This is a genomic window from Streptacidiphilus jiangxiensis (assembly GCF_900109465.1).
GTDB lineage: Bacteria > Actinomycetota > Actinomycetes > Streptomycetales > Streptomycetaceae > Streptacidiphilus > Streptacidiphilus jiangxiensis.
Genome location: NZ_FOAZ01000005.1, coordinates 261,054 through 286,377 on the forward strand (window position 1 = coordinate 261,054; position 25,324 = coordinate 286,377).

At 72.3% G+C, this 25,324-nt stretch carries 21 protein-coding genes and 1 pseudogene; 12 read left to right on the plus strand and 10 right to left on the minus strand.

The window, feature by feature from the left end; all coding sequences use genetic code 11:
- Nucleotides 1–80: 80 nt before the first annotated feature.
- The 6 genes from BMY61_RS12505 to BMY61_RS12530 all read left to right on the plus strand — a co-directional run bounded on the left by BMY61_RS12505 (nt 81) and on the right by BMY61_RS12530 (nt 7,288).
- On the plus strand, nt 81–1,889 hold the full coding sequence (locus BMY61_RS12505) for a GMC family oxidoreductase (protein WP_042451853.1): 1,809 nt from the start codon (nt 81–83) through the stop codon (nt 1,887–1,889).
- 148 nt (nt 1,890–2,037) lie between these two features.
- Nucleotides 2,038–2,688 carry a TMEM175 family protein gene (locus BMY61_RS12510; protein WP_052438986.1) on the plus strand — a complete coding sequence of 217 codons (651 nt, stop codon included), beginning with the start codon at nt 2,038–2,040 and terminating at the stop codon, nt 2,686–2,688.
- Between the two features lie 1,059 nt (nt 2,689–3,747).
- The gene (locus BMY61_RS12515; protein ID WP_082015249.1) at nt 3,748–4,131 is read left to right on the plus strand and encodes a chorismate mutase; all 384 of its coding nucleotides are present in this window, start codon (nt 3,748–3,750) and stop codon (nt 4,129–4,131) included.
- A 90-nt stretch (nt 4,132–4,221) separates the two neighbouring features.
- On the plus strand, nt 4,222–5,817 hold the full coding sequence (gene guaA / locus BMY61_RS12520; protein WP_042451858.1) for a glutamine-hydrolyzing GMP synthase: 1,596 nt from the start codon (nt 4,222–4,224) through the stop codon (nt 5,815–5,817).
- A 102-nt stretch (nt 5,818–5,919) separates the two neighbouring features.
- Nucleotides 5,920–6,717, plus strand: a complete 798-nt coding sequence (locus tag BMY61_RS12525; protein ID WP_042451859.1) for a class II aldolase/adducin family protein — start codon at nt 5,920–5,922, stop codon at nt 6,715–6,717.
- Between the two features lie 70 nt (nt 6,718–6,787).
- On the plus strand, nt 6,788–7,288 hold the full coding sequence (locus BMY61_RS12530) for a DoxX family membrane protein (RefSeq protein WP_042451860.1): 501 nt from the start codon (nt 6,788–6,790) through the stop codon (nt 7,286–7,288).
- Here the strand turns inward: BMY61_RS12530 and BMY61_RS12535 are convergent.
- Complete coding sequence (locus BMY61_RS12535) at nt 7,231–7,467, minus strand: hypothetical protein (protein ID WP_042451863.1); 237 nt, start codon at nt 7,465–7,467, stop codon at nt 7,231–7,233. The genes BMY61_RS12530 and BMY61_RS12535 overlap by 58 nt on opposite strands.
- Complete coding sequence (locus BMY61_RS12540) at nt 7,464–8,816, minus strand: PspC domain-containing protein (RefSeq protein WP_161791296.1); 1,353 nt, start codon at nt 8,814–8,816, stop codon at nt 7,464–7,466. Before BMY61_RS12540 ends, BMY61_RS12535 begins: the two co-directional genes overlap by 4 nt.
- A 203-nt stretch (nt 8,817–9,019) precedes the next feature.
- On the opposite strand from BMY61_RS12540, the gene BMY61_RS12545 reads away from it, so the two are divergent.
- Together BMY61_RS12545 and BMY61_RS12550 are read left to right on the plus strand one after the other, a co-directional pair.
- Nucleotides 9,020–10,363, plus strand: a complete 1,344-nt coding sequence (locus tag BMY61_RS12545; RefSeq protein ID WP_042451941.1) for an ATP-binding protein — start codon at nt 9,020–9,022, stop codon at nt 10,361–10,363.
- Nucleotides 10,360–11,028, plus strand: coding sequence for a LuxR C-terminal-related transcriptional regulator (locus BMY61_RS12550; protein WP_042451868.1), 669 nt, complete (start codon nt 10,360–10,362; stop codon nt 11,026–11,028). Before BMY61_RS12545 ends, BMY61_RS12550 begins: the two co-directional genes overlap by 4 nt.
- On the opposite strand, the gene BMY61_RS12555 is transcribed toward BMY61_RS12550, so the two are convergent.
- The 4 genes and pseudogenes from BMY61_RS12555 to BMY61_RS12570 form a co-directional block, all read right to left on the minus strand.
- On the minus strand, nt 10,994–11,665 hold the full coding sequence (locus BMY61_RS12555; protein ID WP_143094300.1) for a hypothetical protein: 672 nt from the start codon (nt 11,663–11,665) through the stop codon (nt 10,994–10,996). The genes BMY61_RS12550 and BMY61_RS12555 overlap by 35 nt on opposite strands.
- Nucleotides 11,666–11,755: 90 nt before the next feature.
- Entirely contained in the window at nt 11,756–12,673 is a 918-nt protein-coding gene (locus tag BMY61_RS12560; RefSeq protein ID WP_042451871.1) for a PhzF family phenazine biosynthesis protein, read from the minus strand.
- A gap of 90 nt (nt 12,674–12,763) precedes the next feature.
- Nucleotides 12,764–13,822, minus strand: a complete 1,059-nt coding sequence (locus BMY61_RS12565) for a C40 family peptidase (RefSeq protein WP_042451874.1) — start codon at nt 13,820–13,822, stop codon at nt 12,764–12,766.
- Between the two features lie 194 nt (nt 13,823–14,016).
- A pseudogene (locus BMY61_RS12570) lies at nt 14,017–14,600 on the minus strand (RNA 2'-phosphotransferase).
- 114 nt (nt 14,601–14,714) lie between these two features.
- Here BMY61_RS12570 and BMY61_RS12575 point away from each other — a divergent pair.
- Nucleotides 14,715–15,203 (plus strand): low molecular weight protein-tyrosine-phosphatase, encoded by a 489-nt coding sequence (locus BMY61_RS12575; protein WP_169791873.1) that lies wholly within the window; start codon nt 14,715–14,717, stop codon nt 15,201–15,203.
- Nucleotides 15,204–15,246: 43 nt separating this feature from the next.
- Nucleotides 15,247–17,874, plus strand: a complete 2,628-nt coding sequence (pcrA, locus tag BMY61_RS12580) for a DNA helicase PcrA (RefSeq protein ID WP_042451876.1) — start codon at nt 15,247–15,249, stop codon at nt 17,872–17,874.
- Between the two features lie 27 nt (nt 17,875–17,901).
- Here the strand turns inward: pcrA and BMY61_RS12585 are convergent, their stop codons facing one another.
- Together BMY61_RS12585 and BMY61_RS12590 are read right to left on the minus strand one after the other, a co-directional pair.
- Nucleotides 17,902–19,116, minus strand: a complete 1,215-nt coding sequence (locus BMY61_RS12585; protein WP_052438983.1) for a M23 family metallopeptidase — start codon at nt 19,114–19,116, stop codon at nt 17,902–17,904.
- 107 nt (nt 19,117–19,223) lie between these two features.
- Nucleotides 19,224–20,021: an alpha/beta hydrolase family protein gene (locus BMY61_RS12590; protein ID WP_042451877.1), complete on the minus strand. Its 798-nt coding sequence runs from the start codon at nt 20,019–20,021 to the stop codon at nt 19,224–19,226.
- A gap of 425 nt (nt 20,022–20,446) precedes the next feature.
- Between BMY61_RS12590 and icmB the strand changes: the two genes are divergently transcribed.
- Nucleotides 20,447–20,860 (plus strand): coenzyme B12-dependent isobutyryl CoA mutase small subunit, encoded by a 414-nt coding sequence (gene icmB, locus BMY61_RS12595; RefSeq protein ID WP_042451879.1) that lies wholly within the window; start codon nt 20,447–20,449, stop codon nt 20,858–20,860.
- Nucleotides 20,861–20,929: 69 nt separating this feature from the next.
- Here icmB and BMY61_RS12600 read toward each other — a convergent pair whose 3' ends face one another.
- Nucleotides 20,930–22,615 (minus strand): DUF5691 domain-containing protein, encoded by a 1,686-nt coding sequence (locus BMY61_RS12600; protein WP_425314680.1) that lies wholly within the window; start codon nt 22,613–22,615, stop codon nt 20,930–20,932.
- Nucleotides 22,552–23,976 carry an SWIM zinc finger family protein gene (locus BMY61_RS12605; RefSeq protein ID WP_075003873.1) on the minus strand — a complete coding sequence of 475 codons (1,425 nt, stop codon included), beginning with the start codon at nt 23,974–23,976 and terminating at the stop codon, nt 22,552–22,554. The genes BMY61_RS12600 and BMY61_RS12605 overlap by 64 nt, the downstream gene beginning before the upstream one ends.
- A gap of 205 nt (nt 23,977–24,181) precedes the next feature.
- Here BMY61_RS12605 and BMY61_RS12610 point away from each other — a divergent pair, with 205 nt between their 5' ends.
- A complete protein-coding gene (locus tag BMY61_RS12610; protein WP_042456368.1) occupies nt 24,182–25,315 on the plus strand; it encodes an ATP-binding protein in 1,134 nt (377 codons plus the stop codon).
- The last annotated feature ends 9 nt before the right edge of the window (nt 25,316–25,324 follow it).

The window sequence follows — 25,324 nt, forward strand, 5'->3', positions numbered from 1 at the left end:
TGGACGTTCAAGCTGACGCTCACGTGGACGCCTGTCCACACACGCTTCACCCCACCCTCGTTCGGAAAGCGGGCGCGTAGATGAGTTCTCAGGATCAGGGGCAGCCGACCGCGGACGCCGGTTACGACTACGACGTCGTGATCGTCGGCTCCGGCTTCGGGGGCTCGGTGTCGGCTCTGCGGCTGACGGAGAAGGGCTACAAGGTCGGCGTGCTCGAGGCCGGCCGTCGGTTCACGCCGCAGACGCTGCCGAAGACCTCCTGGGACACCAAGAACTACGTCTGGGCGCCCGCCCTCGGCCTCTACGGCATCCAGCGCATCCACGTGCTCGACAACGTGATGGTGCTCGGCGGCGCGGGCGTCGGCGGCGGCTCGCTCAACTACGCCAACACTCTCTACGTCCCGCCGCAGCCCTTCTTCCAGGACCCGCAGTGGAAGGACATCACCGACTGGTCCGAGGAGCTCGCGCCCTACTACGACCAGGCCCAGCGCATGCTGGGCGTGCGGAAGAACCCCACCGTCACCCCCTCCGACGTGCACCTGAAGTCCGCCGCGGAGAAGCTCGGCTACGGCGACACCTTCCACATGGCCCCGGTCGGCGTCTTCTTCGGGGACGGCAAGGACTGCGGCGGCGACGGCGCGAAGGCGGAGCCGGGCGCGGCCGTGGACGACCCGTATTTCGGCGGCGTCGGCCCCAAGCGCCGCGCCTGCACCGAGTGCGGCGAGTGCATGACCGGCTGCCGCCACGGTGCCAAGAACATGCTGACGGAGAATTACCTCTACCTCGCCGAGAAGGCGGGCGCGGAGATCCTCCCGATGACCACGGTGGCCGCGATCCGTGTCGACGGCGACGGCTACGCCGTCGACACCCGCCGCACCGACTCCCGCTCGAAGAACCCCGCCAAGAACGGCTTCCGGACCGTCCGCGCCAAGCACGTCGTGGTGTCGGCCGGCACCTACGGCACCCAGAAGCTGCTGCACAAGCTGCGCGACGAGGCCGTGCTGCCGGGCATCTCGGCCCGCCTCGGCGAGCTGACCCGCACCAACTCCGAGGCGATCGTCGGGGCGATGACCACCGACAGCCGCTACGGCACGCGCGCCGACTTCACCAAGGGCGTGGCCATCACCTCCTCGGTCCACCCCGACGAGAACACCCACATCGAGCCGGTCCGCTACGGCAAGGGCTCGAACGCGATGAGCCTGATGACGACGCTGCAGGTGCCGGGGGAGGGCCGGGCGCCGCGGCTGCTGCGCGCCGTCGGCCGCTCGATCGTCCGTCCCGACCTGCTGCTGCGGGTGCTGGACAAGCGCCGCTGGTCCGAGCGGACCATCATCGGCCTGGTCATGCAGTCGCTGGACAACTCCGTCGTGGTCTCGCGCCGCAAGAGCGGCCTGCTCAAGGGACAGCTGAGCTCGCGTCAGGGCCACGGCGCCCCGAACCCCAAGTTCATCCCCGCGGCCGAGGTCGCGGCCGGTGCCGTCGCCGCGGAGATCGGCGGCTTCCCCGGCAGCAACGTCGGCGACCTGATGGGCCGCACCCTGACCGCCCACTTCCTCGGCGGCTGCGTCATCGGCGACTCGCCCGAGCGCGGCGTCGTCGACCCCTACCAGCGGCTCTGGGGCTACCCGGGCATCACCGTGGCCGACGGCTCCACCGTCTCGGCCAACCTCGGCGTCAACCCGTCCCTCACCATCACCGCCCAGACCGAGCGGGCGATGGCGTTCTGGCCCAACAAGGGCGAGGCCGACCCGCGCCCGGCCCAGGGCGAGGCGTACCAGCGGGTCGAACCCGTCGCCCCGCACCACGCGGTGGTGCCGGAGAGCGCCTTCGGCGCGCTGCGCCTGCCGCTGCTGGCGGTGCCCAAGGTCCCGGCGCGCGAGAAGGAGTAGCGCCGCCGCTGCGGTCCCGGTGCCGCCCGGGTGAGGGATCGCTGCCGTCCCGGCGAGGGACCGCTCGTCGGGGCCCGCTCGCGCGGGCTGGTCCGGGATGGATGTGATCGACCACCAAGTCGTCCGTGGGGCTCTAGAGTTGCGCCTCGTGAACGAATCCGGGCGCGTCGAGGCCTTCAGCGACGGCATCTTCGCCATCGCCATCACCCTGTTGGTGCTGCAGCTGGCCGTCGACCCGCACACGCAGGTCGACACGGCCGGCCAGGCCTGGCGCGCGCTCGGGCACATCTGGCCGGCCTACGACGCCTACCTGGTCAGCTTCCTCGTCATCGGCATCATGTGGCTGAACCACCACACCGTCTTCGGCTACGTGGCCCGGGTCGACCGAGGGCTGCTCGTGCTCAACCTGATGCTGCTCCTGGTGGTGGCCGCACTGCCGTTCCCGACCGCGCTGGTCTCGGACTGGCTCCAGAAGCCCGGCCCGGCGGAGGTCTCGGTCGCGGTCTTCAGCGGCTTCATGGTCGCCCACGCGCTGACCTTCCAGACCCTGTGGTGGTGGCTGACCCGTACCGGGCACCTCTTCGACAAGCGCGTCGACGTCGAGGCGGCCCGGCGCACCCGGTTGCGGTTCGCGGCGGGGACCGTCGCCTACCCGATCCTGGTCGGCCTGAGCTTCGTCTCCCCGGTGCTCACGCTGGGCCTGCACTTCGCCCTGGCGCTCTACTACGCCTTCAACCAGCTCCCCATCCCGCTCAAGCCCGGCGCCGCGGCGGACGACGAGGGCGCGGTCGCGATCTGAGGTCTGCACGACCGGGCGCGTGGGCGGCCGTGCACGTGTGGCCGGGCGCGTGGGTGGCTGCGCGCGCGGCTGCGTGTGTCGCTGCGTGTGGCAAGGGGCCCCGCGGGGGAAGACGGGGCCCCTTGCTGTCAGCACACGACGTCAGGGCCGCGTCGGTGCTGTGGCAACGGCACCGGGGGAGGGTGCCGTCGGTCGGTTGGCTCTGGTTTGTTCTGCGTGGGGGCGCACACCACGCGTGCGCGCCTGTCCCACTCAAGGTGAGGCTGAATCGCTACTGAACGTCACCGAATGCGGTCGGTGACCAGCCAAGCACGGCTGCCGGGACCGGCCTGCCGCCGGGCGTCTCCGCCGCCTGCAGTCCACCCCCTCACCAGCATCGTGGGGGATATGGCCCGCTCGGCGCAACCAGTTCGACAGACTTCGGCACCGCGGAATTTCGTTACGCTCCGCAAGGATCGGCCCCTGGGGAGAGCCGGTAGTGCGGATCCCGCAGTGCGCCGGGGTGGCGCAACGCCACCCCGGGTGAGCGAGTGGCTGCTGACGGGCGGGGTGCGGCCCCGGTCGGACGGGGGCCGCCGGAATCAAGACCGCTGGAATCAGGGGTGGCCGACTCCGGGCGTCCCCCTCGCCGGCCACCCCGTCTCCGCAGTCGCAACCGGGCCGCTGTCCCCTGCTGTCCGGTCACAGCGTGGCCGCGAGGTCCCACGGCGCGTGCCACAGCACACGCCTCATCGCGTCCACGGACTGGTTTCACTCCCACGCGTGGTCCTGCCTGCCGCACGATCGCCCCCGGAAGGAGGCTGGAACCCGTCCCTGGCGGGGATGCGAACCCCGTACGGTCATGGGGGACAACGATTCTCCTGGCGACGGGTCACGCGCTAGGATCGCAGCATGTTCCAGATGGCCTACTTCTTTACCTATGGCACCGGAGGCTCCGGTCGCCATGGTGATGCCGTCTGAACTGACGCAGACCCCTGAAGGCGCCCCGGGCCGATGGCCCAGGGGCGTCTTCTCGTTTCCGGGCTCTCGGCGTCGGGGCCGGACCCTGGAGAGTTCGCCATGAGCCCCGACACCCTGAGCCCCGACACCCTGAACCCCGCCACCTCGGCGGACGCCACCGTGAACCCCGCCACCTCGGCGGACGCAACCCTCGCCCCGGCCGATGTGGCGGTCGATCCCGCCGCGCTGACCAAGGCGCAGGCCGACGCCGTCATCGCCGGCGCCCGCGCGCGGATCGACGAGCTCGACACCCGGATCCTGGACCTCGTGCGGCGCCGTGTCGCCGTCTCGGCCGAGGTGCAGGCGGCGCGGATCGCCGCGGGCGGTCCGCGGCTGTCGCTGACCCGCGAGATGGAGATCCTGGATCGCTACCGCGCCCAGCTCGGAGCCTCCGGCACCGAGATCGCGATGCTGTTGCTGGAGCTGTGCCGCGGCAGGGTGTGATCACCGACGCGTCCGGATGTGTCGGGGGTCGGCGGCTCGACCGTTAGAATGAGGGTCGACCCCCCATAGCAACCGCCGGAAGGCCGCACTGTGGCATCAGCGACCCCCGACCCCGCGGACAGCGCCGTCGACACCGTTCTGGTCGTCGACTTCGGCGCGCAGTACGCCCAGCTCATCGCACGGCGTGTCCGTGAGGCCCGTGTCTACAGCGAGATCGTGCCGCACAGCATGCCGGTCTCCGAGATGCTCGCCAAGAACCCCAAGGCGATCATCCTCTCCGGCGGGCCGTCCTCGGTCTACGAGCCGGGCGCGCCCACCGTCGACAAGGCCCTGTTCGAGGCCGGCGTGCCGGTCTTCGGCATGTGCTACGGCTTCCAGCTCATGGCCACGGCCCTGGGTGGCACCGTCGACAACAGCGGCGCGCGCGAGTACGGCCGCACCCCGCTCGCCGTCTCGCAGACCGGCTCGACCCTCTTCGAGGGCACGCCCGCCCAGCAGTCGGTGTGGATGTCGCACGGCGACGCCTGCTCCGCCGCGCCCGAGGGCTTCATCGTGAGCGCGTCCACCGGCGTCGTTCCGGTCGCCGCCTTCGAGAACGACGCCAAGCGGCTCTACGGCGTCCAGTACCACCCCGAGGTGATGCACTCCACCCACGGGCAGCAGGTGCTGGAGCACTTCCTGTACCGCGGTGCGGGGCTTGCCCCGACCTGGACCACGCACAACGTGGTCGAGGAGCAGGTGGCCGCGATCCGTGCCCAGGTCGGCACCAAGCGTGCGATCTGCGGTCTCTCCGGCGGTGTCGACTCCGCAGTGGCCGCCGCCCTGGTGGCGCGCGCCATCGGCGACCAGCTGACCTGCGTCTACGTCGACCACGGCCTCATGCGCAAGGGTGAGACCGAGCAGGTCGAGAAGGACTTCGTTGCGGCCACGGGCGTCAAGCTCAAGGTTGTCGACGCCGAGGAGCGCTTCCTCACCGCTCTTGCCGGGGTCACCGACCCCGAGGAGAAGCGCAAGATCATCGGTCGCGAGTTCATCCGCGTCTTCGAGCAGGCCCAGCTGGAGATCATCGCCGAGGCCGGCGCCACCGGCGAGCCGGTCGAGTTCCTGGTCCAGGGCACGCTCTACCCGGACGTGGTGGAGTCCGGCGGCGGCTCCGGCACCGCGAACATCAAGTCGCACCACAACGTCGGCGGGCTCCCGGAGGACCTGGAGTTCAAGCTGATCGAGCCGCTGCGCAAGCTCTTCAAGGACGAGGTCCGGATGGTCGGCCAGGAGCTCGGCCTGCCGGAGGAGATCGTCCAGCGGCAGCCGTTCCCCGGCCCCGGCCTGGGCATCCGCATCGTCGGTGAGGTCACCAAGGACCGCCTCGACCTGCTTCGTGAGGCCGACGCGATCGCCCGCGCCGAGCTGACGGCGGCCGGCCTGGACCGTGAGATCTGGCAGTGCCCGGTCGTCCTTCTGGCGGACGTCCGCTCCGTCGGCGTCCAGGGTGACGGTCGCACCTACGGCCACCCGATCGTGCTGCGCCCCGTCTCCTCCGAGGACGCGATGACCGCCGACTGGTCGCGCCTGCCCTACGAGGTGCTGGAGAAGATCTCCACCCGGATCACCAACGAGGTGCGCGACGTCAACCGCGTCGTCGTCGACGTGACCAGCAAGCCGCCGGGCACCATCGAGTGGGAGTGACCACTCCCTGACGCCACGGGCTCCAGCCGTTCCGGCTGGGGCCCGTTCGCGTGTCCGAGCCGTCCTCTGGTGCATTCCACAACTGAGCGGTAACTTCCGCTCATGACGAACCCAGCGCCGCAGCCGATCCCCCTGGACCAGCTCCACTTCGCCATGCCGCCGACCTTCGCGACGGTGGAGGAGGAGAGGGCGCACCGCAAGGCCCGACTCGTGACGGCTCTTCGGCTCTTCGGCAGGTTCGGATTCGAGGAGGGGGTCGCCGGCCACATCACCGCACGCGACCCCGAGTGGACCGACCACTTCTGGGTCAATCCCTTCGGCATGTCGTTCAAGCTGATCAAGCAGAGCGACCTGCTCCTGGTCAATCACGAAGGTCGGGTCGTCCACGGGCGGCACCACATCAACCAGGCGGCCTTCGCGATCCACTCCGAGGTCCACGCGGCCCGCCCCGACGTCGTCGCCGCCGCCCACAGCCACTCCACCCACGGGCGTGCCTTCTCGGCGCTCGGGCAGCTGCTGGACCCGATCACCCAGGACGTGTGTGCCTTCTACCAGGACCACGCCCTGTTCGACGACTACACCGGGGTGGTGCTCGACCGTGAGGAGGGGCGCCGCATCGGTGCCGCCCTCGGCCCCCACAAGGCCGTGGTGCTGCGCAACCACGGGCTGCTGACCGTCGGCAGTACCGTCGACGCCGCCGCCTGGTGGTTCATCACCATGGAGCGCTCCTGCCAGGTGCAACTGCTGGCGCAGGCCGCCGGCAAGCTTGTGCCGATCGACCACGACAGCGCCGTGCTGACCCGCGATCAGATCGGCAGCGACCTGGCCGGATGGGTCAACTACCAGCCACTCGCGGCAGGCCACGCCGACGCCCTGGCCGGAGCATTCGACGAGGACTGAACCGGCCCTGATGCGGCGGCGTAGTAACCGGGGACCGAGGACCGCGGTACGAGAGAGGCCAGGAGCAGCAGTGACCGGTGGAACGCTGACGCGTGAGCGCTTGAAGGCACAGGGCACCACCTATGCGCTGCTGCCCCTACGGGTCTTCCTGGGGGTGACGTTCATCTACGCCGCCCTCTACAAGTTCAGCGACCCGCACTACCTGCACGGCGTCTCCGACCCCTCCTCGTTCGCCGCCATGACACAGGGGCTGAGGGACGCCAGCCCCATCGGCCCGTTGCTGGGCCTGGCCCTCAAGGCCCCGACGGCTTTCGCGGTCGTCTTCGCCCTCGGCGAGCTGGCCGTGGGCATCGGCACCCTCGTGGGGCTGCTGGGCCGCGTCGCCGCGCTCGGCGGCGCCCTGCTGAACCTGAGTCTCTTTCTCACCGTCAGCTGGCAGACCTACCCGTACTTCCTGGGCAACGACCTGATCTACCTGATGGCCTGGCTGCCGTTGATCCTCGCGGGCACGCCCTACCTGTCGCTGGACGCCTGGCTCCGGTCCCGGCGGGTACGCGAGCGGCGGGAGTAGCCGGCGGAGAACAGAGCGGCCAGGACCAGCCCGGCCGCCTCCAGCGGCAGGACCACCCGGCTCGTCGGGTGGAGGACCCCAGCTGCCTGGAGCAGGTACAGCACCCCCACCACGAGGAAGACCAGGCCGCCGAGCACCGGGAAGAGCTGAATCCGGTGCGGTTTCGGCTGCGACGTCATTGGACCACCTCCAGTTGTCCGAGACCGATCTGGAGATCCAACTGGATCGTGCCGTGCGCGGCCGCCCCACCCGGGTTCAGATCGATGGAGCGTGAGTCGCCTACGCCCGAGACCCGGGTTCCGTCGGGCAGCCTCAGCTCACCCGCCCCGGTCTGGGCGTGGATCTTGACCTCGGGGCTGTCGGCCCCGGCTCCCGGCAGCAGGACTTCGAGCGTCCCTGCTCCCAGACTGACATGGGTGGAGACGGCCTGGCCCGCGGTGGGCCGGACCTGGGTCAGGTCCAAGGTGCCGTCCCCGAACCGCAGCGAGTAGTCGGTCTGCAGCTGAGTCGCCGAGACCGGGGCCCACGTCGTGTGGGACCAGTGCTGCCAGGGGGCGGCGCCGACCGTGACCGTGGCGAGGGAGAGAAGCAGCGCCACCACGGTCAGGCCGGTCGATCGTCGGCGCATGAACCCGTTGACCACGAGCCCCAGCGCCAGCACCACGAGGGCCGAGGCCAGCACGGCCAGGGCGTTCACCTCGTGGTGGGCCTTGCCGACGCCGTACACGACGCCGGCCGTGCCCGCCGCGAGCAGCACCGTGAGCAGGCCCCAGGGACCGCGGACCCGGCGGGGATCGGCGGACCGGGCAGCACCGGCTTCGGGTGCTCCTGGCTCGGGTGCGGGGAAGGGCAGTGGTTCGTACTGCCCGGGGAACGCCCAGGTGGGCGTCCCGCTCGCGGACGTGGCATCGGTGGGGGAGACGTCCCATGGCGGGCTGTCCGCCGGCAGGCCGGGCGTCTCGTCGACCGGGACCGCCGGTGCGGCGGTCTTCAGCAGCGGATCAGGCCGCTGCCACCAGTTCGGTGCGGCCGGGGGCGGCTCGGGCGCGACCGGCACCGCCGGATCGCGCGGCGGCAACTGGTGCCGCTTGGGGTCGTAGCGCAGAGCCGCGAAGGCCAGCGCCGCGATGAGCAGCAGCGGGAACACATGGTCCTTGGCGCCCATGTAGGAGAAGAAGATCCCGGTGCCGAGCACGGTGACCAGCACCGCTCCGAGCGACTGTCCGTCCACCCGGCCCGCCATCAGGCGCTGCAGCTCGTTCTTGCCCGTGCCCTCCATCGGGATCATCAACCAGGCCACGCCGTAGATGAAGAGCCCGACGCCGCCCCAGAGGCAGAGCACGGCGATGACGACGCGAAAGACCAGCGGGTCGATGTCCAGCCGGCGGCCGAGCCCGCCGCAGACACCCGTGACCACCCGGTGGCTGGCGCTGCGCTCCAGCGGCGGGCGGGAGCGCTCGGGCTCCTGGCCGCCGTCGGGAACGGAGTCGCCCTCCGGCTGTGGGTGGGTGCTGGTCGTCGCGTCCATGCCCCCATCCTGCAGGCCGTCGGCGCCTGTGCCCATCCGGCATCTCCCTGGTCGAACCCTGAGCTCAACCCTGACACAGAACGAGTGAGGAACCAGGGCGACCTTCGGGGTCGACCCTGATGCTTTTCGCACGCGTGTCGTGTGACGATCGGTCCGTGGCAGCAACCGACCTCACTCCCGACCGCCCGGACTCGCGGACCGACGTGGCCGCTCCGTCCGTGGCACCGGTCCGCAAGCTGTACCGCCGCCCCGAGGGGCGCGTGGTCGGCGGCGTGGCCAGCGGCCTGGCCGCGCATCTGGGCATCCCGGTGCTCTGGGTGCGCGCCGCGTTCGTGGTGCTGACGCTGGGTCAGGGTCTGGGGCTGGTGCTGTACGCCGCCTTCTGGTTCGTGGTGCCGATGGGCCGGGCCGGAGGGGTCGGTGTCTCCGGGCGTCCGGCGGGGGCTCCCGAATCGGCCGAGGCCGAGGCCGAGGGGCAGCGGGGCGCGCTCCGGCGCGCCCGGGCCGCACTGCAGCAGTTCTTCCGCGGCGAGCCCGAGGGGGCGCCCGAGGCGCTGGGAGCCCCGGGGGCCGGCGCGCGGGACCGCGGCCGGCTGCTGGTCCTGGCCGCCGTGCTGGCGGGCGTGCTGGTCCTGGTCAACGTCCTGACCGCGGGCCAGGACGATCCGTACTTCTGGCCAGTGATCATCTTCGGGGCCGGGCTGGCCCTGGTCTGGCGGCAGGCGGACGACGCCCGCTGGGCCCGGTGGTTCTCCCTGGACGACAGCAACCGCGGCGCGGTCATGCTGCGGCTCGGGGCAGGCGTGGTGCTGGTCGCCGGCGGGGTGATCAGCTTCCTGGTGGTCTCCGGCTCCCTGGCGGAGTTCGGCAAGGTCATGCAGGCCGTGCTGGTGGTGCTGGCCGGTGTGCTGCTGCTGGCCGGCCCCTACCTGCTGCGGATGTGGCAGGACCTGGCCGCCGAGCGTCGCGAGCGCATCCGGGCGCAGGAGCGGGCCGAGGTCGCCGCCCACATCCACGACTCGGTGCTGCACACCCTCACGCTCATCCTTCGCCACGCGGACGACCAGAAGGAGGTCGCCCGCCTGGCCCGGGCCCAGGAACGGGACCTGCGCCAGTGGCTGTACCGCTCCGGCGACCCCAAGGACGAGGGCACTCCGGAGACGCTCGCCGAGTCCGTCCGCAAGGTCGCGGCGGAGGTGGAGGACCTCCACGGGGTCCCCGTCGAGGTGATCTGCGTCGGGGACGCGCCCATGGACGAGAGGCTCGCCGCCCAGCTCCAGGCGGCCCGGGAGGCCATGGTCAACGCCGCCAAGTACGGTGGCGGGGAGCCCGTCTCCGTCTACGCGGAGGTCGAGGGCAGTACGGTGTGGGTGTTCGTCCGTGACCGCGGGCCCGGCTTCGACCTGGACGCGGTGCCGGAGGACCGGATGGGCGTGCGCGGCTCGATCATCGGGCGGATGCAGCGCAACGGCGGGCACGCCCGCGTCCGTCCCGCCCCCGCGGGCGGCACCGAGGTCGAGCTGGAGATGGAGAGGGCGAGCGGATGAGCGGCGCGAACATGGACAAGCCCACGGCGCGGGTCGTGCTCGTCGACGACCACCGGATGTTCCGCACCGGTGTCCGCGCGGAGATCGGCCAGACCGAGCGCACCAACGTCGACGTGGTCGGCGAGGCGGCCGACGTCGAACAGGCTGTCTCCGTCGTCACCTCCACCATGCCCGACGTGGTGCTGCTGGACGTCCACCTGCCGGGAGGCGGGGGCGTCGAGGTGCTGCGCCGCTGCGCCTCGCTGGAGGGCGTGAAGTTCCTGGCGCTGTCGGTCTCCGATGCGGCCGAGGACGTGATCGGGGTGATCCGCGGCGGCGCCCGCGGGTACGTCACCAAGACCATCACCGGTACCGACCTCGTCGACGCCGTCTTCCGGGTCCGGGACGGCGACGCGGTCTTCTCCCCGCGTCTGGCCGGGTTCGTCCTGGACGCGTTCGCCGCCACGGACACCCCGCCGGTCGACGAGGACCTGGACCGGCTCACCCAGCGCGAGCGCGAGGTGCTGCGGCTGATCGCCCGCGGCTACGCCTACAAGGAGATCGGCAAGCAGCTGTTCATCTCCGTGAAGACCGTCGAGAGCCACGTCTCCGCGGTGCTGCGCAAGCTCCAGCTGAGCAACCGTCACGAGCTCACGCGTTGGGCGACCGCTCGCCGGCTGGTGTGACGGAGGGAGTGGCCGGCCCGGGCAGGGCAGTCGGTTCGAGCACGACGGCCGGTTCGAGCGAGGCAGTCGTGGCGGGCGGAGCGGCGGGCCCCGCCGGCTCCAGGCCGAGGTCGACCCGGATGATCCGACGCATGGTGTGCCACAGGTCCCAGACGGCCATCAATCCGTCCCGGATCTCCTCGAACGAGCTCCCCGGCTTTGGCTTGCCGCGCTCCAACGCCTTGATGGCGTCATAGGCGGAGGAGAGGTGGGACATGACCGCCTCGACCGAGACGGCCACCTCGTCCGGGGCCATGATCTGCACCTCGGCCAGCGCCGACAGGTAGACGCCGCGGGTCTCCGCCAGTTCGGCCCGGTCGGTCTCGTCCAGGGTCTTCTCGTGCACGGCGTGCAGGTATGTCATCAACTGGGCGCGGTAGCGGCGGGCCGCTGAGTTGAAGGTGATGTAGGCGCCCTTCTTCTCCCGCAGGAGCGCCTCGGACCAGGCCTGTTCCCGGGCTTCGAGGGCATCGTGGCGCTGGCTCTCCCGTTCCTCCACGCGGGAGCGCGCGGCGAGGCGCTGGCCGATCACCGGTGAGGTGAGTGTGCCCAGCATTCCGACCACGGCCACGAACAGTGCGACCACGTTTGCGTCCATCGTCCCCCCGACCGCGCGGACCCCGAGGCGCCATGATCGCGCTTTCGGGTCCGTTCGACCACCCCGGCGGCCTGCCCGCCGGACGGGTGTTCAGGCGCCCGAGCGCGGGGCCGAGACCCGAGCGGTGCCGCCGACACGCACCAGCGGTGGCTCCGTGCCGGCGGGAGCAGCGATGCTCGCGCTGATCGTGGCCGGGCTGCCCATCCGGTCGCCCATGTCGACGGCGAGGCCCGCGACCAGGCCGCCGCTCGCGTGCTGCAGGGCGGCCAGGCAGGCCGTGCTGTTGGCGTTGGCGATGTCCTCCGGCACGCCGATGGCGGGCGCGAACATGCGGGCCACGTAGCGCTGCCGTGCGGCGGGGCCTCCGGCGGGCACGGCGGCGTAGGCGTAGCACCCGAGCAGGTCGAGATCGCGACAGGCCTGCGCCAGCGCGGGCAGGTCGGGGGCGAGGGCCTCCACCGTGCCCCGACTGGGCACCCGGACCAGCAGGCGCGGCCGTCCCAGGGTGGCGACACGGGCGGAGGCGACCAGCGGCAGGCCCAGGGCGGGCAGCAGGAGACCGAGCTCCTGCGCCGACGGCTCACGCAGCGCCACCGGTCCCACGTCGAACTCGGCCTGAACAAGCCCGCCCTGACGCACCGCCCGGCCGTGCAGGGTTCGCCCGCCCGGGGCCTCCAGCGCCACCTGGTAGGTGGGGGCGCCGGTCTGCTCGGCCAGGTAGGCGAGGGCGGCCACGGTGCCGTGGCCGCAGGCGGGGAGCTCGCCCTCGGCGGTGAAGAACCGCACGGCGGTCCCGCCGTCGCCCGGACGCGTGGCGACGAACACGGCGTGCGAGGTGTCGGCCAGCTCGGGAATCCGGCGCCGCGACTCGTCGTCGAGACGCAGCTCCGGGGTCTCCGCCACGACAGCGGTCGGACTCCCACCGGTCCCGTCGCGCAGGCACGCGTCGACGATCGTGACGGGTATCGCGGCCGTCCGGTCGCGCCCGCGTGGGCGAGGTGTCGTCATACCTCGACCCTAGAGCCTGCCCCCTGGCGTCTGCCGGGCCTCGCGGACAGTGCAGGCCTCCGCGCTGCCGGTCGAAGCCCCGGACAGGGCCTAGCCCGGACGGACCGCCCCCACGATCGGCATCTCGCCGACCGGGGCGTACTCCACCGAGGCGCCCGGATGCGGGGCGTGGATGATCTCGCCACCGCCCACGTACATCGCGACATGGCTGACTCCGGCGTAGTAGAAGACCAGGTCGCCGGGCTGCAGATCGGACAGGGCGATCCGCTGGCCCGCGTTGATCTGCTCGTATGTCGTGCGCGGCAGTGAGACGCCCGCGGCGGCCCATGCCGCCTGGACCAGGCCGGAGCAGTCGTAGGAGGCAGGACCGGTCGCTCCCCAGACGTAGGGCTTGCCGACCTGCGCGCGGGCGAAGGCCACGGCGAGCGCCGCGCGGCCGGTCGCGACCACCGAGCCGAGGTCGGGCGGGGGCTGAACGGTGCTGCCGGACGGGCCGGAGGGGCCCGAGCCGCCGAGAGCGGCGGTGACGGAGGCGCGGGTGGCCGCGTCCAGGCTGCTGAGCAACTGCTGGGCGGCGGCGAGCTTGCGTTGGATCTGCTGTTTGGCGGCGGCCAGTCGCTGCTGCTCGGTCTGCAGGGCCGAGAGCTTGGCCTGAGCGGCGGCGCGCTGCCCGTCGAGGGTCTGCGACTGCGCCGCGAACTCCTGCACCAGGCCGGCCTGCGAGGCCAGGGCCTGGGAGAGGTCGCCGGCGCGCTGCAGGTAGTCGTCCGGGTGGGCGGACATCAGCAGCTGCAGCTCGGGGTCGAGGGTGCCGTTGCGGTACTGGAGCGCGGCCATGCCGCCCAGTCGGCTGCGCAGGGTGTTGAGCTGGTCGTCGGTGGCGGCGGCCTCCTGCTGCAGTCGGTTCGCCTGTGTCTGCAGGGTCTGCGTGGCCGCGACGGCGCCGTCGTACTGCTGGGTGGCCTGCTCCGCCTGCTGGTAGAGCGCGTCGACCTGTGCCTTGACCTGGGCGGCGGTCGGCTTGGGGTCGGCGTGGCCCGGCTGGGTCAACACGACGACCGAGGCCGCTGCGGCCGTCGCCAGGGTGGCGGCGGTGCGGGCCGCGGGGCCCGCCAGCGGGGAGGTCCGGGGTTTTCGATGCGACGCCACGAGGGCGTTCCCTTCGCCGGGAGGACTGGTCGGAGGGCGACGCTAGACCCCGGCGGGTGGTGCCCGCCTGTCGGTTGACGAGGCTGGTCGGAAGTAGACGGAGTGGATCGTTCCGGTCACTACATCTGGACCATTTTGGCTCGGATTTCGATCATTTAATGGCTGATCGATGAATCAATCCGACGATCGGACCGTCATTCGTGAACGGGTTCGAGCAGCGGATGGGGGAGCGGGTCTTCGGTGAGGAACTCCGGCGGGACGCGCTCGGTCAGCCATACCCCGTTCGCGCTCACCCGGAACGTGAACCCGGCTGCGGTCATCGCCGCGGATTCGACGGTGAACACCACCGGGCGGCCGCGTCGCCCACCGACCCGCTCCGCCGTCGCCCGGTCCCGGGAGAGGTGTACCGCATGGCGCTGCATCGGGCGCAGGCCCTCACGCCGGATCGCGGCCACGGCGCCCGGGTGGGTGCCGTGGTACAGCACGGCCGGGGGAGTCGCCGGCTCGTACCCGAGGTCCACCGGGACGGTGTGCCCCTGGCTGGCGCGGAGCCGGAGCCCGTCCGCGCTGAAGGCGAAGCGCTGCTTGTCGTTGTCCGCGACGACCCGTTCCAGTTCCGCGCGGGAGATCCGGTGCCCGTGCGCGGCCGCCGCCTCCAACAGCACCGACACCGCGACCCAGCCGGCCTCGTCCAGGGTCACCCCGATCAGACCGGGTCGTGCCGCAGCACCCGGGACAGGAACTTCGAGCTGCGCACCGTTCTTCTGTTGTCTTCCATGCCGCGACGGTAGGGGTCACCGAGGCCCCTGTCGCGCGACTTTCCCGCTGCCGGACGGCAGGGAGCCTCCGTCGCGGTTACGGGAGGGACGGGGCCACGGGGGAGGAGAGGATCATGGGGTCCGTGATGCGCATCTGCTTCGTCTGCACCGGGAACATCTGCCGCTCGCCCATGGCCGAGCAGGTCATGCGGGAACGCCTCGCCGAAGCCGGGCTGGCCGGCCGGGTCGTGGTCGACAGCGCCGGGACCGGCTCCTGGCACGAGGGTGACCCGGCCGACGAACGGGCCGTGCGCGTGCTGCGGGAGGCCGGGTACGAGAGCGAGCACGTCGCGCGACAGTTCCACGCCGACTGGTTCCGCGACCTCGACCTGGTCGTCGCCCTCGACCGGGGGCACGAGCGGGCGCTGCGGCGGCTGGCACGGACCTCGGCCGAAGCTGACAAGATCCGCCTGCTGCGCTCGTACGACCCCGCCTCGAGTGCGGACGAGCTCGACGTGCCGGACCCCTACTACGGCGACCTGACCGGCTTCGAGGAGGTGCTGCGGCTCTGCGAGGCGGGTTGTGACGGCCTGCTCGCCGAGGTCAGGACCCGCGTCGGGTGAAGCCGTCCCGGGGTGTCGGTCGGGCGTCCTAGACTCGTGGGTGATGAGCAGCCTCTTTGACGACATCCCCCTGCCCGGCCTGGATGCCCCTGCCCCCGCCGCGCCCGCCGAGGACGAGCCCCCCTTCGAGGGCGATGGCCCGGCGTTCGTCGACGCGTACGAGGGCGGCGCGTACGAGGAGGAGATCCCTGACGGGCTCTTCCAGTCCTTCGACCCGTCGGAGCCGGTGCCCGCGTCCTACTACCGCAACGGCGCCGCGCACCCCGTCATCGACCCGGACACGCTGCTCGACGGGATGAACCCGCAGCAGCGCGAGGCCGTGGTCCACGCCGGTTCCCCGCTGCTCATCATCGCGGGCGCCGGCTCCGGCAAGACCCGGGTGCTCACCCACCGCATCGCCCACCTGCTGGCCGCGCGGCACGTCCAGCCCGGCGAGATCCTGGCGATCACCTTCACCAACAAGGCCGCCGGGGAGATGCGCGAGCGCGTCGAGGCGCTGGTCGGGCCGCGCGCCAAGGCCATGTGGGTGTCGACCTTCCACAGCGCCTGCGTGCGGATCCTGCGCCGCGAGAGCAAGCGCCTCGGCTTCACCTCGAGCTTCTCGATCTACGACGCGGCCGACTCGCAGCGCCTGATGGCGCTGGTCTGCCGCGACCTCGACCTCGACCCGAAGCAGTTCCCGCCGAAGTCGTTCACCGCCAAGGTCTCCAACCTCAAGAACGAGCTCATCGACGAGGACACCTACGCGGCCAAGGCCGAGAACCCGATGGAGCGCAAGCTGGCCGAGGCCTACGCGCTCTACCAGCGGCGCCTGCGCGAGGCCAACGCGCTGGACTTCGACGACATCATCATGACCACGGTCAACCTGCTCCAGGCCTTCCCGGACGCCGCCGAGCACTACCGCCGCCGGTTCCGCCACATCCTGGTCGACGAGTACCAGGACACCAACCACGCGCAGTACATGCTGGTGCGCGAGCTCACCGGTGGCGCGAGCGGCCAGGGGCCGAAGAAGACCGTCGACGGCGAGTTCGTGAACCCGGCCGAGGCGCAGCTCGCCGAGATCCCGCCGGCCGAGCTCTGCGTCGTCGGTGACGCGGACCAGTCGATCTACGCCTTCCGCGGCGCGACGATCCGCAACATCCTCGACTTCGAGGAGGACTACCCCAGCGCCACCACGATCCTGCTGGAGCAGAACTACCGCTCCACGCAGACCATCCTGACCGCGGCCAACTCGGTCATCGAGCGCAACAGCAACCGCCGCAAGAAGAACCTGTGGACGGCGGGCGCCGAGGGCGTCAAGATCGTCTCCTATGTCGCGGACGACGAGCACGGCGAGGCCCAGTTCATCGCCGACGAGATCGACAAGCTGAGCGACAAGGGCGACGCCAAGCCCGGCGACGTCGCGGTCTTCTACCGCACCAACGCCCAGTCCCGTGTCTTCGAGGAAGTCTTCATCCGCGTCGGCCTGCCCTACAAGGTCGTCGGCGGTGTCCGCTTCTACGAGCGCAAGGAGGTCCGGGACGTCCTGGCCTACCTGCGGGTGCTGGCCAATCCGGAGGACGCGGTGCCGCTGCGCCGCATCCTCAACGTGCCCAAGCGCGGCATCGGCGACCGCGCCGAGGCGATGATCGAGGCGCTCGCCTCCCGCGAGCGCATCTCCTTCCCGCAGGCGCTGCTGCGCGTGGACGAGGCGTACGGGATGGCCGCGCGCTCCGCCAACGCGGTGAAGAAGTTCAACGACCTGATGGCCAAGCTGCGCGGCGTGGTGGAGTCGGGTGCGGGCCCCGCCGCGATTCTGGAGGCCGTGCTCGAGGAGACCGGCTACCTGGCCGAGCTGCAGACCTCCACCGACCCGCAGGACGAGACCCGCGTCGAGAACCTGCAGGAGCTCGCGGCCGTGGCCCTGGAGTTCGAGCAGGAGGAGCCCGTCGAGGGTCCCGACGGCGAGCCGGTGACCCAGCCCGGGCTGCCGGGCTTCCTCGAGCGGGTCGCGCTCGTCGCCGACTCGGACCAGATCCCCGACGAGGACGGCGAGGGTCGCGGCGTCATCACGCTGATGACCCTGCACACCGCCAAGGGCCTGGAGTTCCCGGTCGTCTTCCTCACCGGTATGGAGGACGGCGTCTTCCCCCACATGCGGGCGATGACCAACGCCAAGGAGCTGGAGGAGGAGCGCCGGCTCGCCTACGTGGGCCTCACCCGCGCCCGTGAGCGGCTCTACCTCTCGCGTGCCGTGCTGCGCAGCGCGTGGGGGCAGCCCTCGTACAACCCGGCCTCCCGCTTCCTGGAGGAGATCCCGGTGACGCTCGTGGACGAGCGACGCACGGCCGCGGCCGCAGGCCCCTCCGGCTTCGGCAGCCGCGCGGGCGGCTCGGGGCTGGGCGGTTCGCGACTGGGCGGTTCGAGCGCGGGCGGCGGTTCCGGCTTCGGCTCCTCGCAGTCCGGACGGCGATCCGGGCCGGCGGCGGGCTGGGGCAAGAGCGCGGGCCGGATGAACGACCGCCCGATGGTGACGCTGGCGGTGGGCGACAGGGTCACCCACGACCGCTTCGGCCTCGGTACGGTGGTGTCGGTCACCGGCCCGGCCGACGACGCCAAGGCGACGATCGACTTCGGCGCCGAAGGCACCAAGCAACTGCTGCTGCGTTACGCGCCGGTCGAGAAGCTGTAGACGGCAGGGGACGGCCCGGGCCCGCGGTCAGCGCGGGTCCAGGCCCCTCGCCAGCAGCCAGGGGAGAGGGTCCACGGCGGGGCCGCCGTCCGGGTGCACCTCGAAGTGGAGGTGCGGGCCGGTGGAGTTACCGGTGTCGCCGGAGTACGCGATTATGTCGCCCACCTTCACGTGGCCGCTGCGCACCCGGTACGAGCTGAGGTGGCAGTACCAGGTGACCGTGCCGTCGGGGGCAGTGAGCTTGACCATGTAGCCGTAGAAGGGGTTCCACTCCGTCGTCACCGTCCCTCCGGTGACCGCGTGGACGGGCGTGCCTTCCGGGACGGGGAAGTCGATGCCGGTGTGCAGTTGCATCCAGTGCGTCCCGGCCTGCCCGAACAGGGCGCTGAGGCCGGTGTGGTACGCGATCGGCAGGGTGTAACGGGGCGCTTCCGCGGCGGTCTTGCGGGCGGCGGCGTTGCGCAACTGCAGCGCCGTGCGCGCCTGGTCGCGTGCCGCGCGCTCGGCGGCGTCGCGGGCCTCCTGCGCGGCGAGGGCCTGCGCCTTGGTCTGGGCGGCCGGGTCGGCCGAGGCCGTGGTGGCGGTGTGGTGCGTACGCAGCGGACCGACGGTCGCGGCGGCCGCTCCGGCGACACCGAGCACGACCACCGACGGCACCGCGATGGTCAGGACCGCGGACCGGCGCCGGGCGGGGCGCCGCCGTGAGCTGCGCGCGGTCCAGCCGTCGTCCTGCCCGTCGTCGGAGTCGGCGTCCGCCCTGGCACCGGCGTCGGCTCCGGTGTCCGCGTCGCCGTCGGCGAGGGGGTCCAGTACGGACGCGGGTTCGGCTGCGGCGTACGCGGACAGGGGAGCGGCCCCGGAGGAAGCCCAGGACCCGTGCCCGGCCGCCTCGGCGAACGACACGTCGGTGACGGTGTCGTAGGCGCTGTAGTCCTGGTGGTAGGCGTACGCCTGGTCCGGGTAGCCGCCGTACTCGGCGACGAGGGTGGGCTCGGGCTGCTGCGCGTAGTACTCGGGCCAGCCGTGTCCCTGCGGCGCCGACGCGGGCACAGGCGTCGCGTAGGCGGTGGCGTACTGCTGGGCGTAGGCGTCGTGGTAGCCGTACTGCGGCTGCTCCGCGTAGCCGTACTGGTACTGCTGGTGGTCCACGTACGGATCCCCGTACGCGGCCGTGTACGGCTGGTGGCTGTAGTCGGGGTGAACCAGTGTCTGCTGGCCGTACCAACTGGTGTCAGCGGTCACGGGATCCTAACCACCTCGACAGCGGGAAAGTGACCGTGACTGTATCCCCACTGGCCGACGGGAAACAAGAGACTCGGCTTTTTGTCCCCCGCACACCACTTGACCGATCACGCGATCTGAGTACTGGTCATACCACCTGTTTCGCATGCACCTTGGGGCTCGTCGAGCCACTCGCGAATCCGTGCGACCACATCGCGGTGAACCGGAAGAGAAAGGTGGCCGGCATTCCGGATCAGTACGTTCTCCGCCTGGAGATCCGGGTGGCGAAGCTGGGCATTGCGAACCGGAACGATCAACGGATCAAGATCTCCCCAGAAGCAGAGAAAGGGTGTGCGGCAGTCGGGGGCAGGGCCGTTGAGCACGGTCAGCACCGCGCTGTCCGGGCGCAATTGGCGGACGATCGGGAGCGGGTGCAGCAGCCGGGCCGTCTCCGTGCCGTGGTGCGGGGTGCCCAGGGTGACCACGGAGCGGACAGCGGCGTCGCCTCCCAGACACTGCACGTAGTAGCGGGCGATGAGGCCGCCGAGACTGTGACCGATGATCGTCACCGGTTCCCCGTCGTAGACACGGCGCAGACGTTCGACGTGGCGGCCCAGCAGTACGGCGGCACGCGGAACGTCGAGGCAGAACGGGCTGTAGTTCAACGCGTGGAGGTGGTCCCGGCCGTCGAGGTGCAGTCGGTGGCGCAGCACCGTGAAGACGGCCCGGTTGTCGAAGAGGCCGTGCAGCAGCAGGATCGGGCCGTGGCCGGCGCCCGGTGGGTGGGCGCAGTGCCGGTCCGTGCGGGAGGGGCGGCGCTCGGGTGTGACACCGCCGGGGTAGAGCAGCAGATGGCCGGTGAGGGCAGCGCCCTCCAGGCCGACGCCGCGGGCCATCGCCGCGGCGCGACGGAACGGGATGCTCACGGCTCCGACCTCCCCTGTGGGCTGAGCGAGGGGCGGCGGCACGGACCGAGGCGAAACGGTCCCATGCGACACGGACCGAGGCGGCACGGCAGGGCACTGCGGCAGGCGCGTGGCGGTGTGCGGCTCCCCGCTGCGCGTCCGTGGACGGTCCAGGGCCGAGGCATGGTGGATGACCTCGAGGCCCTGTGCGGAACGACCCCACGCGCAGTGAACGGCGGACGAACGGGCAAGAACAACGGTCGGCGGAACGAGCGCCGAACATGCGGGTGACGATCGACGAACGGGTGGGTGAACGCGCGAATCGAAATGATTCTCCCCGCCCGTCGTGCCGCGAAACGGCGATCCGACGCCGCTGGCGATAACGTTCCATCACCGGGTGGAAACGCCGGTCGACGCAGCAACTGCAAGGATGCAGGAGGCAGAGAATGGGCGTGTCCGGTCCTATTCGCGTGGTGGTGGCCAAGCCGGGCCTCGACGGTCATGACCGTGGCGCCAAGGTCATCGCGCGGGCGCTGCGCGACGCCGGGATGGAGGTCATCTACACCGGCCTGCACCAGACTCCCGAGCAGATCGTCGACACCGCGATCCAGGAGGACGCCGACGGCATCGGCTTGTCGATCCTCTCCGGGGCGCACATGACGCTCTGCGCCAAGGTCGTCGAGCTGCTGCGGGAGCGCGACGCGGCCGACATCGTCGTCTTCGGTGGCGGCATCATCCCCGACGACGACATCCCGCAGCTCAAGGCGCTGGGCGTGGCAGAGATCTTCACCCCCGGCACGCCGACGCGTGACGTCGTGAGCTGGGTCGAGTCGCACCTGCGCGCGGGCGCCTCGGCCTGACGGGTCCGGCCGGGCAACCGGGCGACCGGACCGTTCAGCCTGACCGGACCGTTCGGGAGGTCGGCGTCGTCAGGCCAGTTCGGCGAGCATCGCCGCGCGGGTGCGCAGTGTCTCCGCGAGCCGTGTCAGCACCTCCGCCCAGGCGGAAGAGGCGACGGCGGCGAGGGCGTCGATCCGCGCGGCGGCCGAGCAGGGCAGTGAACGTTCGGCCACCCCGAGCACCCCGCTGTGGCTCCACGGGTAGGAGCCCGTCTCCGCGGCCTGGGCCAGCGCGTCCAGCACCGCGCCGGACAAGTCGGCCGGCCACGGCGCGGCGCAGGTGACCAGCAGCTGGAACGCGTCCGCCAGCCCCTGCCGGGACACGAAGCGTGCCGTCCAGGCGGCGCGCTCGGCCGCGGGCAGCACGGAGAGCAGCCGGGACGGAGCCCCGCCGGACACCGCACGGCCGAGGACCTGCTCGGGGCGCTCGGCCAGCAGCGCCCGCGCCCAGGCGGCGTCGTGCTGGCGCACGGCCGCTCGCGCCCACCCCTCACGCAACTCGTCGCTCCACGTGGGTGCGGCCGCGCGGGAGAGGACTCGCTGCGGCACCTGCGTCGCGTCCGCCTCCTCGACCAGCTCCGCCCAGAAGGACAGCGGCGTGGCCGCGATGATCTCGCCCAGCCAGAACGCGCGGTCGCCGCGCCCGGTCGGCGAGGTCGCGGCGATCCCGTCGCGCAACATGGACGCGTCGCACAACGCGGGAGGGTCGACCAGCAGGGCGCCGTCGGTGCCGAGGGCGACCGCTCGGCGGGCGCGTTCGGCCATCCGCGCGGCCAGGCCTGAGCCCGGGAGGGTGGACAGCAGCTCCGCGGCCGTGGCCCGGACGTTCTTGGCCCGGTCCGACAACGCGGCCTCGAGGAACGGCTCGTCGTCGGGGCCCAGCCCCTCCTGCAGTGCGTCGAGGAAGAGCAGCCGGTCCTCCGCGCGTTCGGTGGGCCACGTCGTCCGCAGCAGCGCCAGGCCCGCGGCGGGATCGGCCCGGCGCAGCCGGGTCAGGTGGGTGACCCGTTCCGCGAAGAGCCCCTCCTGCCACACCGCGTCCGCAGCCGTCCCCGTGGCGGTCGGCGGTTCGCTCCCCGCGGCGGTCTCCTGTGCGGGGATGCGCAGGACGTAGCGCCAGTCCGGGTTCAGCGCGGAGAGCCAGCGACCGCGCGGGCCGGCGACGACGACCGCGTCGGACCGGAGATCGCTGCGCTGCCGGGCGGCGTCGAGCAGGGCGGGGAGCAGCTCCGGCGGGGCGGCGAAGCCCCGGGCCCGGGCGGTGCCCAGCCACTGCGGCAGCAGTTCGCTGCTGTTCTCCGCGAGCAGGGTGGCGAGACGGCGGGCCGCGGCCTCGGGCAGGGCCGGCCGGCAGTCCTGCGGTGCCGGCTCGGGGAGCGGCGGCGCGGGCGCGGGCCGCAGCCCGGCACGGCGGGCCACCGTCGCGGCGGCCGCGCGGCCCAGCAGATCGGGGCTTGCGCGCCGGTTGGTGCCGAGCAGCGCGTCCTCGACGAGATCGGTCCAGGGGGCCTGGCTCGTTGTCACGGCGGTCCTTTCGAGACGGGCGGTCGCGTCGGGGTCGAGTCGGGCGGTGGGGCGGTGGGGCGGTCGCGTCGGGGTCGAGTCGGGCGGTGGGGCGGGGTGCGGCGGCGGGATCGGTGCGACGCCGCCGGTCACAGGGCGAGCGGACCCGCATCCGTCCAGCAGGTGACGGCGTGGAAGCCGCGGTGGCCGCATTCGCCGAAGACGGTGAGGGGACGGCCGGCCGAGGCGGCCAGCAATCGCCAGGGCGAGGGGGCGAACAGGGGCACGGCACCGGTGGCGTCGACGAGTTGCCAGCCACCCTCGGTCGGGACGGGGGTGGCGTCGGCGATGACGGTGGGCCAGGAGTCGAGCCAGGGATCGCCCGCCAACGCGGCGGCGTACGAGCCGAGCGCGTCGTCGATCGAGACGCCGCGCGGGCGCGCGAACGACGGACGGGTGGGCGCGGAGTGGCGGGTGCCGAGCGCTGCGCGCAGGACGGGCACGGCCGGATGGAAGGCGAGCTCGGCGTCCAGCTCCAGGCCCGTGGGGAGGGAGAGCTCGGGAGCGATGCCGGGGCGGCCGAAGGAGAGGAGCAGGGCGTCCCGACCGGACCCGGCTCCGCGCAGCCAGAGGCGACGCGTCGTCAGGCGGTCGTCGGCGGTGTCGCGGGAGCCGAGGACCAGCCACTGGTCACGGACCAGGGGACCGGCGCGGAGCACCTCGGCGTTGTCGACGGTGAAGCCCACGCGGGAGAGGATCGTCGCGGCGAGCGGCGCCGGAAGCGTCTCGCGGCGCCGGCAGCCGGTGGCGAGCAGGTGGAGCATCGCGTACTCCTCCAGCAGCCGCGTGGGCCACTGGGCGCCCGAGGCGGGCAGCGCCCCGAGATCGCGTGCCCGCGAGGCCAGGCCGGGCGCCTGGGCGTCGACCATGCGGGCGGCGACACCGTCCCAGAAGGCGTAGCCGCGTGCGGGGGCCTCGGCCAGGCCGCCGCGTATCTGGTCGGCGAGGCGGGTCAGCAGTTCCTCCGCGCCGGCCGCGACCCGCGTCTCCCTTCGTGCCCGCCGTGCGGCTGCGGCCGCCTCGTCGCGGGCGGGCCCCGCGGCGGGAGCGGACGAGCCGCCGTCACCGTCGGGCGCTGCGGCTGCGGCTGCGGCTGCGGCTGCGGCGCGGCCGGCCCGCTCCCGACGCCCGGCGAGCCATGACTCGGCCCAGTCCGGGGCGACGGCCGCCACGGCCGGACCCGCCACCGCAGCCGCTCCCGGGGCGACCGCCCCGGCCGACTGCGCGGCGCCCTCGCCGGCGAGGGCGCCGGAGGACCAGAGGAGCAGCAGGCCGAGCGCGTGCTTGCAGGGGAACTTCCGGCTCGGGCAGGAGCAGTGGTAGGCGGGCCCGTCGAGGGCGACGACCGTCTGGTACGGGCGTGAGCCGCTGCCTTTGCAGGCACCCCAGACCGCCTCCGCGCTGGCGCCCGTCTGCGCCCAGGGGGTGGGCCGGGAGAGCTTGGCGGCGGCCTTCTGCGAGGCGGCGTCAGGAGCCAGGGAGAGAACGTGATCGGTAGTCCAGCGATCGTTCATGCGGTCGACGCTACGACCCGCCACTGACAATTCCGGGGGGTCGGGCGACGGCCCGTCAGGTGTGTTCGGCGGCCGTGACGGTGATTGTCAGACCCTCGGTGCAGAGTGGTTCCTGCAGGCGGCGCTCCGAGCCGAGAGCGCCCTCATGACGACGTTGACCTGCTCTTTTTCTGACGCCCTGGTGCCTTCCTCCTTGAGGAGACCTATGTCCACGTCCCAGTCCACGCCCATGCCGTCGGCCCCGACCGGGCCGCCCGACGCGGTGCTGCGACCGCACGCCGAGACGGCCTACGCCGCCGAGCTCGCGGCGCTCGCCGCGGCGGACGACCGGCCGCGCCCCGAGCGCTGGCGGCTCTCGCCCTGGGCGGTCGCCACCTACCTGCTCGGCGGCACCCTGCCGGACGGCACGGTCGTCACCCCCAAGTACGTGGGCCCGCGGCGGATCGTCGAGGTCGCGGTGACCACGCTGGCCACGGACCGCGCGCTGTTGCTGCTCGGCGTGCCCGGCACGGCCAAGACCTGGGTGTCCGAGCACCTCGCGGCCGCCGTCAGCGGAGACTCCACGCTGCTGGTCCAGGGCACCGCCGGCACGCCCGAGGAGGCCATTCGCTATGGCTGGAACTACGCGCGGCTGCTGGCCGAGGGGCCGAGCCGGGACGCGCTGGTGCCCAGCCCGGTGCTGCGCGCGATGGCGGAGGGCTTGACCGCGCGGGTCGAGGAGCTGACCCGGATCCCGGCCGACGTGCAGGACACCCTGATCACCATCCTGTCCGAGAAGACCCTCCCGATCCCCGAGCTCGGGGAGGAGGTGCAGGCGGTCCGCGGCTTCAACCTGATCGCCACGGCCAACGACCGCGACCGCGGCGTCAACGACCTTTCCTCGGCGCTGCGCCGCCGGTTCAACACGGTGGTGCTGCCGCTGCCGGCCACGCTGGACGACGAGGTGGCGATCGTCGCCCGCCGCGTCGCCGAGCTCGGGCGCTCGCTCGACCTGCCGCAGCTGCCCAGCGCACTGACGGAGATCCAGCGGGTGGTCACGGTCTTCCGCGAGCTGCGCGACGGGGTCACCGCCGACGGGCGGACCAAGCTCAAGTCCCCTTCCGGCACGCTCTCCACGGCTGAGGCGATCTCCGTCGTGACCAGCGGGCTGGCGCTCGCCGCGCACTTCGGCGACGGGCAGCTGCGCGCGGCGGACGTGGCCGCGGGCCTGCTCGGCGCGGTGGTGCGCGACCCTGCCACGGATCGGCTGGTGTGGCAGGAGTACCTGGAGTCCGTCGTCCGCGAGCGGGCCGACTGGAAGGACTTCTACCGGGGCTGTCGCGACGCGGCGGCGTTGTGAGAACGGGGG

Coding starts and splice junctions, on each gene's coding strand:
- BMY61_RS12505 (WP_042451853.1), top strand. CDS start 81: ATGAGTTCTCAGGATCAGGGGCAGCCGACCGCGGACGCCGGTTACGAC.
- BMY61_RS12515 (WP_082015249.1), top strand. CDS start 3,748: ATGAGCCCCGACACCCTGAGCCCCGACACCCTGAACCCCGCCACCTCG.
- BMY61_RS12525 (WP_042451859.1), top strand. CDS start 5,920: ATGACGAACCCAGCGCCGCAGCCGATCCCCCTGGACCAGCTCCACTTC.
- BMY61_RS12535 (WP_042451863.1), bottom strand. CDS start 7,467: ATGACGTCGCAGCCGAAACCGCACCGGATTCAGCTCTTCCCGGTGCTC.
- BMY61_RS12540 (WP_161791296.1), bottom strand. CDS start 8,816: ATGGACGCGACGACCAGCACCCACCCACAGCCGGAGGGCGACTCCGTT.
- BMY61_RS12550 (WP_042451868.1), top strand. CDS start 10,360: ATGAGCGGCGCGAACATGGACAAGCCCACGGCGCGGGTCGTGCTCGTC.
- BMY61_RS12555 (WP_143094300.1), bottom strand. CDS start 11,665: ATGGACGCAAACGTGGTCGCACTGTTCGTGGCCGTGGTCGGAATGCTG.
- BMY61_RS12560 (WP_042451871.1), bottom strand. CDS start 12,673: ATGACGACACCTCGCCCACGCGGGCGCGACCGGACGGCCGCGATACCC.
- BMY61_RS12575 (WP_169791873.1), top strand. CDS start 14,715: ATGGGGTCCGTGATGCGCATCTGCTTCGTCTGCACCGGGAACATCTGC.
- pcrA (WP_042451876.1), top strand. CDS start 15,247: ATGAGCAGCCTCTTTGACGACATCCCCCTGCCCGGCCTGGATGCCCCT.
- icmB (WP_042451879.1), top strand. CDS start 20,447: ATGGGCGTGTCCGGTCCTATTCGCGTGGTGGTGGCCAAGCCGGGCCTC.
- BMY61_RS12600 (WP_425314680.1), bottom strand. CDS start 22,615: ATGCGGCCACCGCGGCTTCCACGCCGTCACCTGCTGGACGGATGCGGG.
- BMY61_RS12605 (WP_075003873.1), bottom strand. CDS start 23,976: ATGAACGATCGCTGGACTACCGATCACGTTCTCTCCCTGGCTCCTGAC.
- BMY61_RS12610 (WP_042456368.1), top strand. CDS start 24,182: ATGTCCACGTCCCAGTCCACGCCCATGCCGTCGGCCCCGACCGGGCCG.